This window comes from Paenibacillus sp. Y280 (assembly GCF_056786335.1).
In genome coordinates this window covers 22,686-37,742 of the sequence record NZ_JBXCIW010000029.1, presented here as the reverse complement: position 1 = coordinate 37,742, position 15,057 = coordinate 22,686, and the positions used below count along the sequence as shown (strand labels likewise).

Below are 15,057 nucleotides of genomic sequence, written 5' to 3'. Positions count from 1 at the left end.
GTGTTATAGTAAGCATAAGAAAACACTTACAATGTAAACGGGAGTGTTCAATATGACAACGAAAACAGCAACAATTAGCCATGTTCAGCCTTCTAAGTCAGATGTCAAGCGTCTTGTCAAAGCGATGACAGCTATTGCTTGGGTTGTTCTTTCCATCGGTGTTCTGCTCAGTGTAGCCAACTTAAGCCACTTCAGCGATCAAAATGTCGGACTTATGGTCGGCATCGGGTTCCTAATCGGCAGCGTTCATATTTATGTCATCGGCACAGCGATTGGACTCGTCCACGCACGCCTGAATCAAGAGCAGCCGCCCCACGAATTGAGCGAGCATGAACACAAATAATGGCCGCATTTAGCGGAGCAATAGACAGTCCTATTTGGTCGATGACCGATGGGGCTGTCTATTTCTTTTTGACATGAGACAAAAATGAATGAGTTTGGTAATCATAGGTACAGCAATTCGCGTGAAGAATGCTCCTAAATGCAATGCAACAGTTGTCTAAGCAGTGAACTTTCTATTACAGAAAAAAGACGAATTTTTGACGTTATTGTTAACCCCGCAGTTATTCCGTTGCGGATCTGCTATTGTAGTCGTAAGCAGTAATTTTGAGGAGTTGAACTGATGATGAGACCGTATCTTCGCATGCTGACACCCGTACTTATTATGTTAATGGCCGTTCTGCTCTCCGGCTGCGGCGAGCAATACATTGTGCTCGATCCGAAAGGGCCAATCGGCGAGTCTCAAAAAGACTTGATTTATTTTTCTACCATTCTGTGTGCGGTTATCATCGTGCCTGTACTCATCCTGACGGCCGTTATCGTCTGGCGGTACCGCGATAAACCAGGCAGCAAGGCTTCTTATAAGCCAAACTGGGAGCATAGCACGAAGCTTGAGATTACGTGGTGGAGCATTCCGATCGTAGCCATCCTAATCCTTGCTATCGTCACTGTTAAATACACCTATGCGCTTGAGCCTTCCAAACCGATTGAATCGGCTAAGGCGCCCATTACCATTCAGGTCACATCACTTGACTGGAAGTGGCTGTTCAAATATCCCGATGAGGATATCGCGACGGTCAACTACATCAAGATACCGGAAGATGTGCCGATTAAGTTTCAAGTAACGGCCGACACGTCGATGAACTCCTTCTGGGTTCCACAGCTCGGCGGGCAAATTTATTCCATGTCCGGCATGGCCATGACCCTATTCCTCCAAGCAGATGAGCAAGGCAGCTATTATGGCTCCGGCGCAAACTTCACGGGTAAAGATTTTGCGAAAATGACCTTTAAGGTCGATGCTACCTCGGAGGAAAATTATAAGGCGTGGGTAAGCGAAGTAAAAGCGTCGTCTCCAGCTCTGACAATGGAAGGCTTCGAGAAGCTAACCGAGCCAAGTACATCGGACGTACAGCTTTTCTCCAGCTTCCCTGAAGGCTTGTTCAATAAAGTCGTCATGCAGTATATAAATGGCGGCGGCGGTGCTCATCAGCATCATGGCGACGAAGCAGCAACGGCTCCGGCAGCCGCTGATGAAGAGAAAGCACCGGCTGACACGGACGCAAGCAGCAATGACTCTAACGCACATAGCCATGCGGGTCATTAAACCAGTAACAAGCGAATGCTTTTGAAGCGAGTTTGTTCCACAAACTTTTAGGAGGACCCCAAATGTTAGACAAAATTAAAGACTTCGCATCCGAATTTTTCGTTACTGGCGATCCGCTTATTCTAGGGGCTCAAGTGTCGATTGGATTGTCGATTGTCGCAATCATATTCGTTCTTACCTTTTTCAAAAAATGGCGATGGCTTTGGACGGAATGGCTGACAAGTGTCGATCATAAGAAGATCGGCATCATGTACATCATCGCCTCCATCCTTATGCTGTTCCGCGGCGGCGTCGATGCGCTGCTCATGCGGGTTCAGCTAGCCGCACCGGAGCTCGAGTTCCTGGTTCCGGAGCATTATAACCAGATATTCACAACACATGGCGTAATCATGATTCTGTTCATGGCCATGCCGCTTATGTTCGGTCTATTCAATATCGTCGTTCCTCTGCAAATCGGAGCGCGTGACGTCGCCTTTCCGTTCCTGAACTCCCTAAGCTTCTGGATGTTCTTCTTTGGAGCGATGCTGTTTAACGTTTCCTTTATTATCGGCGGCTCGCCTGATGCAGGCTGGCTCGCATATCCGCCGCTCTCTGAGCTCTCAGGCAGTCCGGGACTCGGACAGGACTTCTATATCTGGGGTATTCAGATTTCAGGTATCGGCTCCTTGGCAACCGGTATTAACTTTGTCGTCACGATCTTAAAAATGCGTGCGCCAGGCATGAAGCTTATGCAAATGCCGATGTTCGTATGGTCGGTTCTATCGTCTTGTATTACGATTATGTTCGCATTCCCGATTTTGACCGTTACGCTGTTCCTTCTATTCATTGACCGCTATCTCGGCGCGCATTTCTTTACGCTCGACGGCGGCGGCAATCCGATGATGTACATCAACCTCATCTGGATGTGGGGACATCCCGAAGTATATATCGTTATTTTGCCGGCATTCGGCATATTCTCCGAGGTCGTCTCGGCGTTCTCGAAGAAAAAGCTCTTCGGCTACAAATCGATGGTATTCGCCCTTATGTCGATCAGCTTCTTCTCCTTCTTCACTTGGGCGCATCACTTCTTCACGATGGGCTCCGGCGCCAACGTCAACGCATTCTTTGCTTTAACGACGATGCTGATCGCTATACCGACCGGGGTAAAAGTGTTCAACTGGCTGTTTACGATGTATCGAGGCCGAATCAAGTTCACAACTCCGATGATGTGGACCATAGCGTTCATACCGTGCTTCGTTGTAGGCGGGATGACCGGGGTGCTCCTATCGGTTGCACCGGCTGACTTCCAGTTCCATAACAGCTACTTCCTGATCGCGCATTTCCATCAGGTGCTTATCGGCGGTGTCGTGTTCGGTTATTTCGCAGGTCTCTACTACTGGTGGCCAAAAATGTTCGGCTTCCGCCTGCATGAGGGACTTGGCAAATGGGCATTCTGGTTCTGGAACATCGGCTTCTACGTTTGTTTCATGCCGCAATACGCGCTTGGCTTAATGGGTATGACACGCCGCTTCAACGCATACGACTTCGATATGGGTTGGCAGCCGCTTAACGTTGTATCCACTGTAGGTGCGTTCTTAATGGGTATCGCGTTTATTTTCCAAGTGTGGCAAATCGCGCACAGCATCAAGTTTTTCAAGAAAGAAAAAGACGGCGACGCATGGGATGGCCGTACGCTGGAATGGTCGATTCCTTCGCCTGCGCCGCTTTATAACTTTGCTCGCTTGCCGCAGGTTACGAGCCAAGACGAGTGGTGGGAAGAGAAGCAGCGCATTGCAAATGGGCAGCCTGCCAAACCGCTCGCTCCGCTTGAGCCGATTCATATGCCTAAAAACTCAGGCATCCCGTTCATCATGTCGCTATGCTGGTTTACAGCTGGCTTCGGGTTCGTATGGGATTGGCTGTGGATGGCGATACCGGGTCTAATCGGCGTAGCCATATGTATGCTTGTTCGTTCGTTCTCCTACGATACCGATTACTACATTCCGGTAGATGAGATTGAGCGCACGGAAGCAGCGTTAAGGGGGACAAAATAATGGCACATGCAGTTTCCACTCCAGCAGGAGCGCATGGCGGACACGGTGCCGGTCACGGCGGCGGTCACCATGATGACCATCACGATCAAGAATCGATGAAGTTGTTCGGCTTCTGGCTGTTTCTAATAACCGACGTTATTTTATTCGGTACGTTGTTCGCTACCTTTGTCGTCCTCCGTCTCAATACAGACGGCGGACCGACAGGTGCGGATTTGCTCGAAATGAACGGCATTATCATTTCGACCTTCATTCTCCTGACAAGCAGCTTCACGAGCGGTATTGCCGTTCTTGAAATGAACAAGGGGAACAAGCGCGGCTTGATTCTCTGGCTCGGGATTACCGCATTGCTAGGCGCATCGTTCGTCTTTCTAGAGGTCAACGAGTTCATGCACTTGGTGCATGAGGGCGCTAATATTGGAACGAGCGCCTATTGGTCAGCCTTCTACGTCCTCGTCGGGACGCATGGACTTCACGTTTCGGTCGGACTTGTCTGGATGGTCGCGCTGATTGTTCAGCTTAGCCGTCGCGGCATTACGCCGGTCACCAAGCGCAAAGTAAGCATTATCAGCTTGTACTGGCATTTCTTGGACGTCGTATGGATCTTCGTATTCACGATCGTTTACTTGATGGGGGTGATGTAGGATGGAGAAGCATAACACGCATGCGCAGGATGCGCACGGCTCCCATGGCGGGTCGATGAAGTCTTACGTCATCGGTTTTCTATTCTCGATCATTCTGACGATCATTCCGCTCGTTGTCGTCATGAATGATATGCTGAGCAAAACGGCTACGACCGTGCTCATTCTCATCATGGCGATCTTGCAGTTCGCTGTTCAGCTGATCTTCTTCATGCACATCCGTGACGAGGAGAAGCCCCGCTTCAACCTCATGGCGCTAATATTCGGCCTCGTCATCTTGCTGACGATCGTCGCCGGCTCCATCTGGATTATGACTTACAATGCAGTTGGCTGATCATCAGCAGCCGTAGATAATACACCTAATAAAGGCTGTGCCATCGTTAACTAACGGTGGCACAGCTTTTTTGATTATAGCCAAACTTTCCCTTTCGACGCTTGAGCACCACGTGGGATAATCTGGTTATAGGATTGTTCAAATGAAAGCGAGGCAACAACCATGTCAATCAAGCTTCGTCCTCTGCAACTGCCGGATGATTATGAGCAGCTTGCGGAATTGTTGAATCAAGTATGGTCAGAGCCGACTACAGCAGCTAATCTGCATGAGGCTGACCAGAAGCTTAAAGAGGTCGGGCACACCTGGATGGATGAGAACGGGCTGCTCGCCGGATACGATCGGGAGCGCCGGGTTGCGGTTACGGAGAGCGGAGAAATGGTCGGCTATATCTGGTCATGGCGAGCACCATGGACAGAGCCGGGTTATTTGTGCAACACACTTGTCGTGGATGCGGCGCACCGCAATCGCGGAATAGGGCAGCTTCTGCTTCATCACGCTTCGCAATGGGCGCTGAAAATCGGCGCAACCACGCTGATAACGGAAGTATGGGATGACAACGAGGATGCGCTCCGCTTTGCGAATCGGAGAGCCTTTGTTATCGAGCGCCACGCGTTTCAATCGCTTCTGCAGCTCGGCAGCGATGAAGGAAAGCCTCTAGCGGATATTCCCGCTATGCCCGAACCAGCAGGGCTGCGCTTTCTAACGCTAGCCGATGAGCCCGGTGAGGAAAGCGAGCGAAAGCTGTATGAGCTCTATAAGGAGACGCTGGTGGATATCCCCGGCTTCATGGGTGATGTGCCCGAATTTGGAGAATGGCGCAAATGGTATTTGAAGGTGGACGGCTATGCGCCTGAGCGGGTCATCATCGCAGCGGACGGTGATGCCTTCATCGGCATTACGAACGTTTTGCATAATGCTAAATCCAACGGCATGTATCATGAATATACCGCCGTGAGCAGAGCCTATCGCGGCAAGAAGGTAGCGCTTGCTCTAAAAATAAAAGCGATAGAGCTTGCACAACTGAATCGCGCCTCGTATATTCGAACGGACAATGATTCGCTCAACGAACCAATCCTTCACATCAATCGCAAGCTTGGCTACGTCCCTCTGCGCGGCTCCTACCGTATTCTCGCTCCTGTTGCGCAGGTCATGGATATTCTGAGCAGATGAGCCCCTAAATCAAAATGGGGCTGTCCCAAAAGTGTTCGCACGGAATGGGAACAACCCAATTCTGTTCGTTAACTTGTTCCTATCTATGAAATTTTTTAACCAGCTATTTGAGAGCCCTGAAGCTCCTGTCATTCGCTCCTTAACCTTACTTTCCACTGGCTTTTTCGCTTATTCCAGCGCTCATTGTTCTAACCCGTATGTTTGAAATAAAATGCTAGCTCAAGTCATTTCAGTTTTGTGGAATGAACAGGAAAAACTCCATCTATTTTCCTAATAAGACGTCAGTTCGTTCATGTAGCTGGAAAAACTCCCGTTAATCGGAACACATACACCGAAATAGGGTCAAAAGCGAGATATTAACGGGAGAAAATCCATCTAAACCTTATTTTTGCCAAAAACTAGTTGAAATAACGGGAGTTTTTCCCGTTAAAGGTGACTCAAGAGGGCTCAGCCCCATGCATGATTGAACCCGAGACTACAGAAGAACCGTGGATTCTGCCGATTCCTGCTTCGTGGCATGCCATAGGTAAACCTGGAGGGTGGGAGACTTTCGCTTGTCCACAATCTCATGAAGCCAAGCAACCATAGACCTGAATAGAAAAATAGCGGTACAGGAATAGCCCCCTGTACCGCTATTTTTTTCACTTCCAACAGTCCATTCAAAGCGAGCTATCTTCCCAGCGAGCATACTGCTTTTGGGATCACCGGCCTCGCTGCACAACCTCGACGCCCTTCGGTACAGTGAGCGTGAGCTCCGCGTTAACGGTGTCGGAGACGAACCCGCCATCGCGGTGTTCAACCGACCCAATCATGACGTACATCGTCTTGCCGACGATATTGGTTTGCATCATTTTATGATCCAAGCTCTCCAGCTTCTCGGCGGACCAGTAACTTACCTGTCCAAAAAGCTTCAGCTCGCGCGTATCGGTCTCCCCATATTCTACGCTGCTTAACGAATGGATGACGATTTTCTCGATCTCCGCAGGCACCTTCACCGCTTTGGCGTCAACAAACGCCGAACGCTGCGACATTTGCAGCCCGCGCTGAAGCTCATCGAATAAGCCGGTCGACATGAGCAGGGAGAGCCCGAGGCTTGCGGTTCCGATCACCCCGACAAAAAAGACGCTTATCCAGTCATAACGAACGATTGCCCGCTCGCTGCTGGAAAACTTCAGATAGAGCAGCAGCTCTGCGCCCAGCATAATAAAAACAATCGGCGCCACCCACATGAGCACATCATAGGCTTCGATATCTTGCCAAAGGGATACAGCCAGCGCAGTACCCATGAGCATCAGCGTCACGCCCATCGACAACGAGCCGACGCGCCAGGTGCGTATGCCGTCTGGTGCTTGAACCGCCGGATTAGATAGGTTCACTGTACTCACCGCGACTCCTCCTCTCGCTTGCTGAGCGACGTAGGGGTCGCAGGCGGAGCCCCAGCCCCTTTTCCTATATTCGTCATTTTATTTCTTCCAAAGGCTAGACGCTGGCCAATCATAATCATGATGAACGCCACTACAACCGTTGGGACCATATACTTGAGCTGCTTGTATTGCGAATACAATTTTTCCGAAATGCGATAAGTTGCCTCTAGTGCCACTTGATCCAGCAAGTAGTAAACGCCAAAACAAAGCAGTGCGATGCCGAACCAGCGCTGATAGGGGACAAGCTGCGTCAATACCGGCTCATCGACAAGCGTCTGACGCTCGTAGCGAGACGTCTGCTGCAGCGCATCAAAGAATGCGAAGCACCAGAACAGCGGAAGAAGGAAGAAAAACAGCGACAAGCGCATATTGTCCATAATATAAATGGTCAAGAGGAAGCCGCCCATGAGCTGAAGTCCCCGCTTCTGCAAGCCCAAATAGAGATGTCCCGCACCTGGGAAAATCGACAAGGCAATCGCCAGCACCTTGCTCTTGCGCCCGGAGGAGATGTACGATTCCATATCCTCGAATATGGCGCGGTCAACGAGAAGCTCCCCGCGCTGCTTGGCATGCAGCTTGCCGATCGCATCAAACATGCTGTATACCCATATGACCGGCAGTGCCAGCAAGAAGACTAGCAGCTCAGGTCTATGCGTGATCGTGCTCAAGAAGACGATAATCGCAAACCAGCCAATGAACGAGATCATAAACGTAATGCCGCGCTGCATGAGCCCGATACTCATATGCCCAAGCCCCGGAATAAAGGAGAGCATAATCGTACGCGTCTTCTCACGCTGGTATTCCAGATTTAACGGCACATAACCAGCACTATGCTCGGCATAAGGATCATAGGGATGGTGTTGGCTCGGTTGTCCCCCCAGAGGCCCTTTTCCTAGTAAAAGGGTTAGGATCATATCGATCATGTTAATCATCCCGCTTGCTATCGCGACAAACAGCAGGAAATAACCAAACCCGTCATCGAAGAACGATGAATTTGTAATCGCCAATAGAAGAAGCAATCCTAGTGGGCCACAGAAAGCTCCACCATACAAGACGGCGCGTACCGGACGGCCAATATAGGCATGCCCTACGCCTGGTATAAACGAAAGTAAAAACGCCGCTAAGGGGCTTTTGCTCATTGCTGATTCATTCCTTTCCTTGTCTTATTATTTATAACGTGTCGCTCGAAGCCCATCCAGCCATGATCCGGTCTGGTCGACCATTTTGTCCGACCATGATTCCGATCGATCAATAGCAGCTTCTGGCTGCTTCGGCGGCTCTGCTGGCTTAACATTTACATTCAAATTTACGTTCAAATTCACGTCGATCTGCGCCAGCTTCTGAGAGAAGGTGGCAAAGGTGCCGCTGGCAAGCAGCAGCAGCGTTATCGAGGCGGCAATTGTATAATGCGTTGCTGGATGCTGCAGCCATTGATGGAGACGGCGAGGCTTCTTCTGCAAAGGGCTGGCCGTGCTCGGTTGTTCAGCCTGTTCACTATGAAGCACCTGCTCGCTTACTAGCTGCGCCAAGACACGCTCCTCCATTAGCTCCATATCCGGCGGGCGAAGAGACGCTTCATTCTCGGTTGATTCCATGATCGCTATAAATAGCTGCAAGCAAGAATCGCAAGCAGTCAGATGCTGCTCCGCCTGCATACGCTCAACCTCATTTAGGGCGTCGTTTACATAGCAAAACATTTGATCCGGCGTTATATGCTCATTTCTCACTCGAAATCCTCCTTCCGCCAATGGCGCCTCATCCAGCTTCTTGCGCGGTAAAGCCTTGACTCTACGCTTTTGAGTTCCAGGCCCGTCTCAGCCGCAATTTGTTCATATGATTTGTCTTCCATATAATAAGCGGTTACGACTTCACGATAATTATCCGGCATTTCTTCAACCCGTTCGCGAACGTGCTGCCTGTCCTCCTGCTCAATGGCGAGCTGCTCGGCTGCCGGCATTGAGGCGGCAGCCTCTTGCAGCTTGTCCGACATTTCCTCGCTATCAATCAGCTCTTCCGGCCTTCGGGCTTTGCTTCGCTTGAAATCGATCGCTCGATTAACGGCAATGCGGGTAATCCATGTCTTAAGCCCATCCAATCGGCAATTCGGAAGGGAGCGATAAATTTGCAGCAGCACTTCCTGCGTGATATCCTCCGCATCATGCGGTGAATGAAGTACCGCGAAGACTGTTCTATATATATAAGGACCATATGCCTGTACGAAAGGGCCATAATGCTCGGGCCCGCCCTCTTGTACCGTTCTGATCCAATCCTCGTCTTGAATGTCGCTCCCCTCCTTCCCAATCTTATAGACGACAGCTCGACCATCATACCCTGCACATGCAGCCAAAAAATTTTTTATTCGTTTCCGGTGAGCCTCCAACAACGCGGAAAACCTCATCATTCGCAAGAGTAGCTCTACGAACGATGAGGTTCTCATCCTTTATTGACGTTATGCTCCTGCCGGGCACGAGCACCGCCCGCTGTTAAACGTTCAAGTCTTGCTTAAGCTCTTCCGGGGAACGATCCCACCACTCCTCGTTATGCTCCACAAGCAGCTTGCGAAGCGCCGCTCTCTCCACATCGCCAAGCTCAGTCAAATTATAGCGCCGTTTGAGCGCCTGATCCAGCTTGTTCACGTGGTCGGGAAGGATCTTCCATCCACGGCGAGCCTCGGTATCGATGAGCATCTCACATGCCGTCGCGCCTGCATAATAGGACCCTTCCTCATTGCGGTCGACCGCAACCCATACGATCCAGCATTGACGGCCATTCGGCGTATCCTCTTTATTCGGCGTAAACTTAATGCCGCGCTCGACCTTACTCTTCGCATGCATCGCGCCAACATCGATATAAGCGACGCCATCATCAATGATTACACAAGCTACGGCGCTCAAATCGATCGTTCCTGCTCCAAAGCCTTTATGTTTTTTGCTGCTCACTACGTTGAGCGACAGTGATTTCTTTTCCTTCTTTTCCGGCTCGGCCGGCTGTCCTTGTTCTTCCGTCATGCGTATTCACACCTTCCCCCATACAATAATTCCATTTTAGCTAATAATCCTTGAAAAGCAAACATATACATGCTGTAGATGCTTGTCAACGGGAGGGAAACGTTCAATGACTCCACGCTATTTCAAACGCATTTTACTCGTAATACTCGCAGCTGTGCTGCTCGGCTTGTCTGTGCAGCATGGCTTCGGGACTGCTTGGCAATCCCAATATACCTATGCTTTCGCCCCCGCCGCCAAAGCCAAGCAAGCACCTGCCCCTGCTCAAAATTCGTCCAAGCCGCCGCTTGTACAGGAGCCGAATACGGTTATGACGCCTAAGCCGCAAGCGCTCAGCAAACGTGTCGTTGAGTACCATATCAACGTTCATTTGCTTGATGATGCGAAGCGCTTGAATGGCGATCAGACCGTAACCTGGACCAACCCCGGCAAAAAAACAGTGTCCGAGCTCTATTTCAATCTTTACCCGAATGCCTTCCAATCAGACAAATCAACGTTTATGCAGGAATCGGGCGGCAAGCTGCGCCAGGACAAAGCAACTACGAACAGCCAAGGCTTTATGAAGCTGAATACGCTGGAAACGCTAAATGGGGAAAGTCTTTTGCCTCGTCTGCAATACGTGCAGCCCGACGACGGCAATACGAACGACTTCACCTTAGCCAAAGTACGGCTGCCAGAGCCAGTTGCTCCAGGCAAGTCCGTTACGCTGCGCATGGGGTACGAGGTGAAGCTGCCCGAGGTATTCGCAAGAATGGGCTACTCCGGTAATTTTGTCATGGCGGGGCAATGGTTTCCCAAAATCTCGGTTTACGAGACAGTCGGCACAAGAGGTCGTACTGCCGAAGGGTGGAACGTCCATCAGTATCATGGAAACTCCGAATTTTACAGCGACTTTGGCATATACAGCGTTCGGATTAAAGTACCCGAGGCCTACACGGTTGCGGCAACCGGCTTCCAGACGAAGGCTATTGAAATCAAGGATCAAATGAAGGTTTACCAATTTTATGCCGATGACGTTCATGACTTTGCATGGTCGGCGTCACCGGACTTCGTCTATGAGGAAACCGCCTACTCCGATACGGGCATACCTGGAGTACGGATTAAGCTCTATCTGGATCCGAGCCATGCCAAGCTGAAGGATCGTTATATGCATGCAGCCAAATCCGCGCTCGCAAGCTATGCGAAATGGTATGGCGAATACCCTTACAGCACGCTGTCGATCGTCGTGCCTCCCAAAGGGGCTAACGGTGCTGGCGGCATGGAGTATCCAACGCTCATTACCGCATTCGCAGCCGAGAAGGAAAATCCCGGCTACGATTTGGAGCGAACGGTCGTGCATGAGATCGGCCATCAATATTGGTACGGCATGGTCGCCTCCAATGAATTCGAGGAAGCTTGGCTGGACGAGGGATTCACGTCCTACGCCGAGGATAAGGTCATGGAGACCGCGTACGGAATGGAAGCGAATCTGCCTATGGAAGCCAGCTACATGACCAATCCTGCGCCGCTCAAGCAGCCATCCTGGGCATACGGCAGCCACACGCAATACGCCGAGAACGTATACATGCGAGCGAAGCTCGTGCTCGTTGGCATCGAGAATCAAGTTGGCTCCAGAACGATGCAAAAGATTTTACGGACCTATTTCCAAAAATATAAGTTTAAGCATCCTTCCACTGCCGACTTCCAGCGTGTCGTAGAGACGGTGACGAAGGCGAGATGGCATGATTATTTCAGCCAATATGTGTACGACGACCAAATGGCCGATTTCTCGGTCGAATCGATCCGCGTTCGCCCGGTTGCGCAAGATGGCGCCAATATGTACGAGTCAGTCGTGCTCGTCAAGAAGAACGGCGGCAGCAACGGCGAGATCAAGGTCGTTTTGCAGTTCACCGACGGCAATAAATTAACGAAGCTATGGAATGCCGAAGAATCTCACGTTCAATATACGCAGCTGCATTCCGCGCCGCTCAAATGGGCAATGATCGATCCGGGCCACAGCAACGTACTCGACAATAAGCTCATCAACAACTATATGCAGGCCGAGCTGCCGGAGGATAAGCGCACGAGGTGGAGCATTGGCGCAGTCAAGCTGCTCGAAGGGCTGCTCGGGTCGCTGAGCTGGTAAGTAATTGCGTTCAAGGAGCGATAAACGATGAAGATACATGTGAAGCAAGGCTGGCAACTCGCGGTTAAACATTTTTATCTCGTTATTTTATTATTTTTGTATCAGCTGCTATGGGGGTTTTTCCTCTATCGCTTCATTGATTCGGTCGTCTCGCCGCTGCTGCGGCGGTATCCGAGCTCCTATCCGTCCGACACCGCTGCCCAGCTCTTCTTGACCGAAGCCCAGTTCCAGCTATTCAAGACCGATCTGATCACTCCGTATGTGTGGACCCTCGGCGGCCTCATGGTTATTAGAATGCTGCTAACTCCCTTGTTTAACGCCGGTCTGTTCTACTCGCTGAATCAAACGAGATTAGACGGAGGAACCCGCTTCCTTGAGGGCATTCGCAAAAACTGGAAGCCTGTTGTGCTTCTGTACTGGATGGAAACCGTCTTATCGCTGGCTCCCGCTTGGTGGCTGCTCCCGCGCGGCCTCGATGCGCTACTGGAGAGCGGCTCCATTCCAGAGCTGCTGGGAGCGGTGCTGCCTGGGGCCGGCCTGTGGCTGCTGTGGGGTACGGTGCTGCATCTGCTGTTTCTAGCTATGCAATTCGGCGCCACATCGGGCGAAGGCGTATTCCGTTCCTTATGGAAGGCTCTTCGAAACTTTATCTCCTTCGCAGCCATTTCACTCATCATGTGGGGGATCGGAGCAGCTGCCGGGCTCGTTGTCACCAGCTTATCGATGCTCTGGGCCGGCTTGTTCGCGCTCATCCTTCATCAAGGCTATTACCTCGTAAAAACAGTAGTGAAGGTATGGACCATAGCCGCGCAGTACGATTGTCTACAGACGAAACAATCCTAACCTGAAGAAGCCTTCGGCTCCACAAATTATTGTGGATACGAGGCTTTTTTTATTTTCAAAATAGACCGCAACTAAATCATGCAATTTCTGTATATATAGATGAAAGTAAATGAACAATGGAGGATACACATAAATGATGCGCAAAAAACTGATTTTATTATCCATGGTTTTGCTCTTATCGGGCGGTTCATTGGTTGCAGCAGACAAAATGTTACAAAAAGTAACGCTGCTTTTTAATAATAAACAATCCATTGAAGATGGTTTATTAGTCGATGATAAGGTTTATATCAATATTCGTTCCTTAAGCGATTCCCTGCAGGCTTTTACGCAGTGGAAGGGGAGCGATAAGAAGCTTGTCATTCAGAAGCCCAATGTTCATATGTTTCTGATGAATGAGAAGCGGACGATGTTTGGGCAAGTTGATAAAGGTACGGTTCAGAAGTTTTTGGTGCAGGCGCAAATCGATAATTTGAACGTTGCCATCTCTGAATTCAAGGTCACGATTGTCGATCCTAACGATAAAGAAACGACCATTGACGGCCGCAGCCAATCTGATGTTGATTTCAAGGAGTTTGTCGAAAAGGATACCTTCTGGTTCAGCTCCAAGCTTGTCTCCTATGAATTTAAGTTCTCAGGCAAATACAAGCTCCGGTTCTGGATGGAGCAAAAGAACGAAGGCCCGCAGCTCATCTCTGAAAAAATCATTACTGCGAAATAATAGCTTGTCTACATGTAGATGGAGTTGTCTTTCAAGATGATAGATCTTGAGGGACGGCTCCTTTTTCATGCCGCAAACTGAATTTTTTAACTCGTCATTCTTCGCATGAGAGTTTTTTAATCTTTCTCCGCAAAATGCTATCATACCGCCATTATCCGCATGATTGAATAGTCTTTAAGACAGGATACCAAGGGGACAAATCGGTATATTTTACACCGGATCCACATAATTAATGAAATTGAGTCATTGCATTTAGTTAGAAAGAACTAGTGATGAGTGTTTATTTTACACAATAAACGGTTAAACGAAGCAAATAGTCAAAAGGTTACATGAGAATTATTAGAAATAGTCAGGAAAGGCAGGAGATCAATGAAAATAATCGAATAATTCTCAGGAGCAATAAAAAACTGCCTAATTTCCTATTTGGAAAACGGGGGAACCACTCTGGGTGAATTGATTCCGACGTTTGACATTTGTCAGCGCCTGAGGAGTCATAGGGAGCCTTCAACCGAACCCCACAGCTAACCTCGTCGGCATTGGAAGGAGTTTCACAATTGAAAAAGGTTACCGCATTACTACTGGGTCTCGTTCTCGTACTCGCTTTCCAGGCTGGGAGCGCTTTCGCAGACTCAAAACTAAACGGCTTCATCAATGATCTTATCGGTTCACCGTACAAAAGCGGCGGAACGTCGTCGAAAGGCTTTGATTGCTCCGGATTTACGAGCTATGTGTTCGAAAAAATGGGCATCGAGCTTCCACGCACATCCGGCTCGCAAGCAAAATCAGGCGATAAGGTTGCTAAAGAGGACCTTATTCCGGGAGACCTAGTTTTCTTCGACACTGTTGGCGGAAACAACAGCACGGTATCCCACGTAGGCATTTACATAGGAGATGGCAAGTTTGCACATTCCTCTTCTAGCAGAGGCGTTGTGACAGACAAACTTAACTCCTCTTATTATGAAAATCGTTTTATAACTGCTCGTCGTGTTATGGATGCAGATTCTTTCCAAGCATACGCCGACGGACAATAGAGTAACCTATTCCCTCTCTGTATGAGAGTTGCACGGGTAGACTCACTCAGCAAAGCCGCAGTTGTTTGTCCTCAAGCGACAAATGACATGCGGCTTTGCTGTTATTGCGCCGCTAAGGGGAAGGAGCAGTCTC

The 15,057-nt window shown here is 49.8% G+C and carries 15 protein-coding genes and 1 riboswitch; of the genes, 10 read left to right on the top strand and 5 right to left on the bottom strand.

The features are described from left to right. The first annotated feature begins 52 nt into the window (after positions 1–52). The 6 genes from AC1TPC_RS24310 (at position 53) to AC1TPC_RS24285 (ending at position 5,778) form a co-directional block, all read left to right on the top strand. Positions 53–343, top strand: a complete 291-nt coding sequence (locus AC1TPC_RS24310; RefSeq protein WP_482069333.1) for a hypothetical protein — start codon at positions 53–55, stop codon at positions 341–343. 279 nt (positions 344–622) lie between these two features. Then, a complete protein-coding gene (cyoA, locus tag AC1TPC_RS24305) occupies positions 623–1,603 on the top strand; it encodes a ubiquinol oxidase subunit II (protein ID WP_482069332.1) in 981 nt (326 codons plus the stop codon). Between the two features lie 62 nt (positions 1,604–1,665). Next, positions 1,666–3,636 carry a cbb3-type cytochrome c oxidase subunit I gene (locus AC1TPC_RS24300; RefSeq protein ID WP_482069331.1) on the top strand — a complete coding sequence of 657 codons (1,971 nt, stop codon included), beginning with the start codon at positions 1,666–1,668 and terminating at the stop codon, positions 3,634–3,636. Further along, positions 3,636–4,277 (top strand): cytochrome o ubiquinol oxidase subunit III, encoded by a 642-nt coding sequence (gene cyoC, locus AC1TPC_RS24295; RefSeq protein WP_482069330.1) that lies wholly within the window; start codon positions 3,636–3,638, stop codon positions 4,275–4,277. Before AC1TPC_RS24300 ends, cyoC begins: the two co-directional genes overlap by 1 nt. A gap of 1 nt (position 4,278) precedes the next feature. Beyond that, the gene (gene cyoD, locus AC1TPC_RS24290; RefSeq protein ID WP_482069329.1) at positions 4,279–4,608 is read left to right on the top strand and encodes a cytochrome o ubiquinol oxidase subunit IV; all 330 of its coding nucleotides are present in this window, start codon (positions 4,279–4,281) and stop codon (positions 4,606–4,608) included. A 162-nt stretch (positions 4,609–4,770) separates the two neighbouring features. After that, positions 4,771–5,778, top strand: coding sequence for a GNAT family N-acetyltransferase (locus AC1TPC_RS24285; protein ID WP_482069328.1), 1,008 nt, complete (start codon positions 4,771–4,773; stop codon positions 5,776–5,778). A gap of 701 nt (positions 5,779–6,479) precedes the next feature. Here the strand turns inward: AC1TPC_RS24285 and AC1TPC_RS24280 are convergent. The 5 genes from AC1TPC_RS24280 to AC1TPC_RS24260 all read right to left on the bottom strand — a co-directional run bounded on the left by AC1TPC_RS24280 (position 6,480) and on the right by AC1TPC_RS24260 (position 10,210). Then, positions 6,480–7,163 carry a hypothetical protein gene (locus AC1TPC_RS24280; protein WP_482069327.1) on the bottom strand — a complete coding sequence of 228 codons (684 nt, stop codon included), beginning with the start codon at positions 7,161–7,163 and terminating at the stop codon, positions 6,480–6,482. Further along, the gene (locus AC1TPC_RS24275) at positions 7,160–8,341 is read right to left on the bottom strand and encodes a hypothetical protein (protein WP_482069326.1); all 1,182 of its coding nucleotides are present in this window, start codon (positions 8,339–8,341) and stop codon (positions 7,160–7,162) included. Before AC1TPC_RS24275 ends, AC1TPC_RS24280 begins: the two co-directional genes overlap by 4 nt. A gap of 27 nt (positions 8,342–8,368) precedes the next feature. Next, the gene (locus AC1TPC_RS24270; RefSeq protein ID WP_482069325.1) at positions 8,369–8,929 is read right to left on the bottom strand and encodes a hypothetical protein; all 561 of its coding nucleotides are present in this window, start codon (positions 8,927–8,929) and stop codon (positions 8,369–8,371) included. Next, a complete protein-coding gene (locus tag AC1TPC_RS24265) occupies positions 8,926–9,603 on the bottom strand; it encodes an RNA polymerase sigma factor (RefSeq protein WP_482069324.1) in 678 nt (225 codons plus the stop codon). The genes AC1TPC_RS24270 and AC1TPC_RS24265 overlap by 4 nt, the downstream gene beginning before the upstream one ends. Positions 9,604–9,685: 82 nt before the next feature. Beyond that, on the bottom strand, positions 9,686–10,210 hold the full coding sequence (locus AC1TPC_RS24260; RefSeq protein WP_482069323.1) for a YwhD family protein: 525 nt from the start codon (positions 10,208–10,210) through the stop codon (positions 9,686–9,688). Positions 10,211–10,316: 106 nt separating this feature from the next. Here AC1TPC_RS24260 and AC1TPC_RS24255 point away from each other — a divergent pair, with 106 nt between their 5' ends. The 4 genes from AC1TPC_RS24255 (at position 10,317) to AC1TPC_RS24240 (ending at position 14,924) form a co-directional block, all read left to right on the top strand. Next, positions 10,317–12,332 (top strand): M1 family metallopeptidase, encoded by a 2,016-nt coding sequence (locus AC1TPC_RS24255; RefSeq protein ID WP_482069322.1) that lies wholly within the window; start codon positions 10,317–10,319, stop codon positions 12,330–12,332. A gap of 27 nt (positions 12,333–12,359) precedes the next feature. Further along, complete coding sequence (locus AC1TPC_RS24250; protein ID WP_482069321.1) at positions 12,360–13,175, top strand: hypothetical protein; 816 nt, start codon at positions 12,360–12,362, stop codon at positions 13,173–13,175. 133 nt (positions 13,176–13,308) lie between these two features. Further along, the gene (locus AC1TPC_RS24245; RefSeq protein ID WP_482069320.1) at positions 13,309–13,893 is read left to right on the top strand and encodes a hypothetical protein; all 585 of its coding nucleotides are present in this window, start codon (positions 13,309–13,311) and stop codon (positions 13,891–13,893) included. A gap of 398 nt (positions 13,894–14,291) precedes the next feature. Then, positions 14,292–14,444: riboswitch (cyclic di-AMP (ydaO/yuaA leader) on the top strand. Positions 14,445–14,447: 3 nt separating this feature from the next. Beyond that, complete coding sequence (locus AC1TPC_RS24240) at positions 14,448–14,924, top strand: C40 family peptidase (RefSeq protein WP_482069319.1); 477 nt, start codon at positions 14,448–14,450, stop codon at positions 14,922–14,924. Positions 14,925–15,057: the final 133 nt, after the last annotated feature.

Coding starts and splice junctions, on each gene's coding strand:
- cyoC (WP_482069330.1), top strand. CDS start 3,636: ATGGCACATGCAGTTTCCACTCCAGCAGGAGCGCATGGCGGACACGGT.
- AC1TPC_RS24265 (WP_482069324.1), bottom strand. CDS start 9,603: ATGATGAGGTTTTCCGCGTTGTTGGAGGCTCACCGGAAACGAATAAAA.
- cyoA (WP_482069332.1), top strand. CDS start 623: ATGATGAGACCGTATCTTCGCATGCTGACACCCGTACTTATTATGTTA.
- AC1TPC_RS24245 (WP_482069320.1), top strand. CDS start 13,309: ATGATGCGCAAAAAACTGATTTTATTATCCATGGTTTTGCTCTTATCG.
- AC1TPC_RS24285 (WP_482069328.1), top strand. CDS start 4,771: ATGTCAATCAAGCTTCGTCCTCTGCAACTGCCGGATGATTATGAGCAG.
- AC1TPC_RS24310 (WP_482069333.1), top strand. CDS start 53: ATGACAACGAAAACAGCAACAATTAGCCATGTTCAGCCTTCTAAGTCA.
- AC1TPC_RS24250 (WP_482069321.1), top strand. CDS start 12,360: ATGAAGATACATGTGAAGCAAGGCTGGCAACTCGCGGTTAAACATTTT.
- AC1TPC_RS24255 (WP_482069322.1), top strand. CDS start 10,317: ATGACTCCACGCTATTTCAAACGCATTTTACTCGTAATACTCGCAGCT.
- cyoD (WP_482069329.1), top strand. CDS start 4,279: ATGGAGAAGCATAACACGCATGCGCAGGATGCGCACGGCTCCCATGGC.
- AC1TPC_RS24260 (WP_482069323.1), bottom strand. CDS start 10,210: ATGACGGAAGAACAAGGACAGCCGGCCGAGCCGGAAAAGAAGGAAAAG.
- AC1TPC_RS24275 (WP_482069326.1), bottom strand. CDS start 8,341: ATGAGCAAAAGCCCCTTAGCGGCGTTTTTACTTTCGTTTATACCAGGC.
- AC1TPC_RS24300 (WP_482069331.1), top strand. CDS start 1,666: ATGTTAGACAAAATTAAAGACTTCGCATCCGAATTTTTCGTTACTGGC.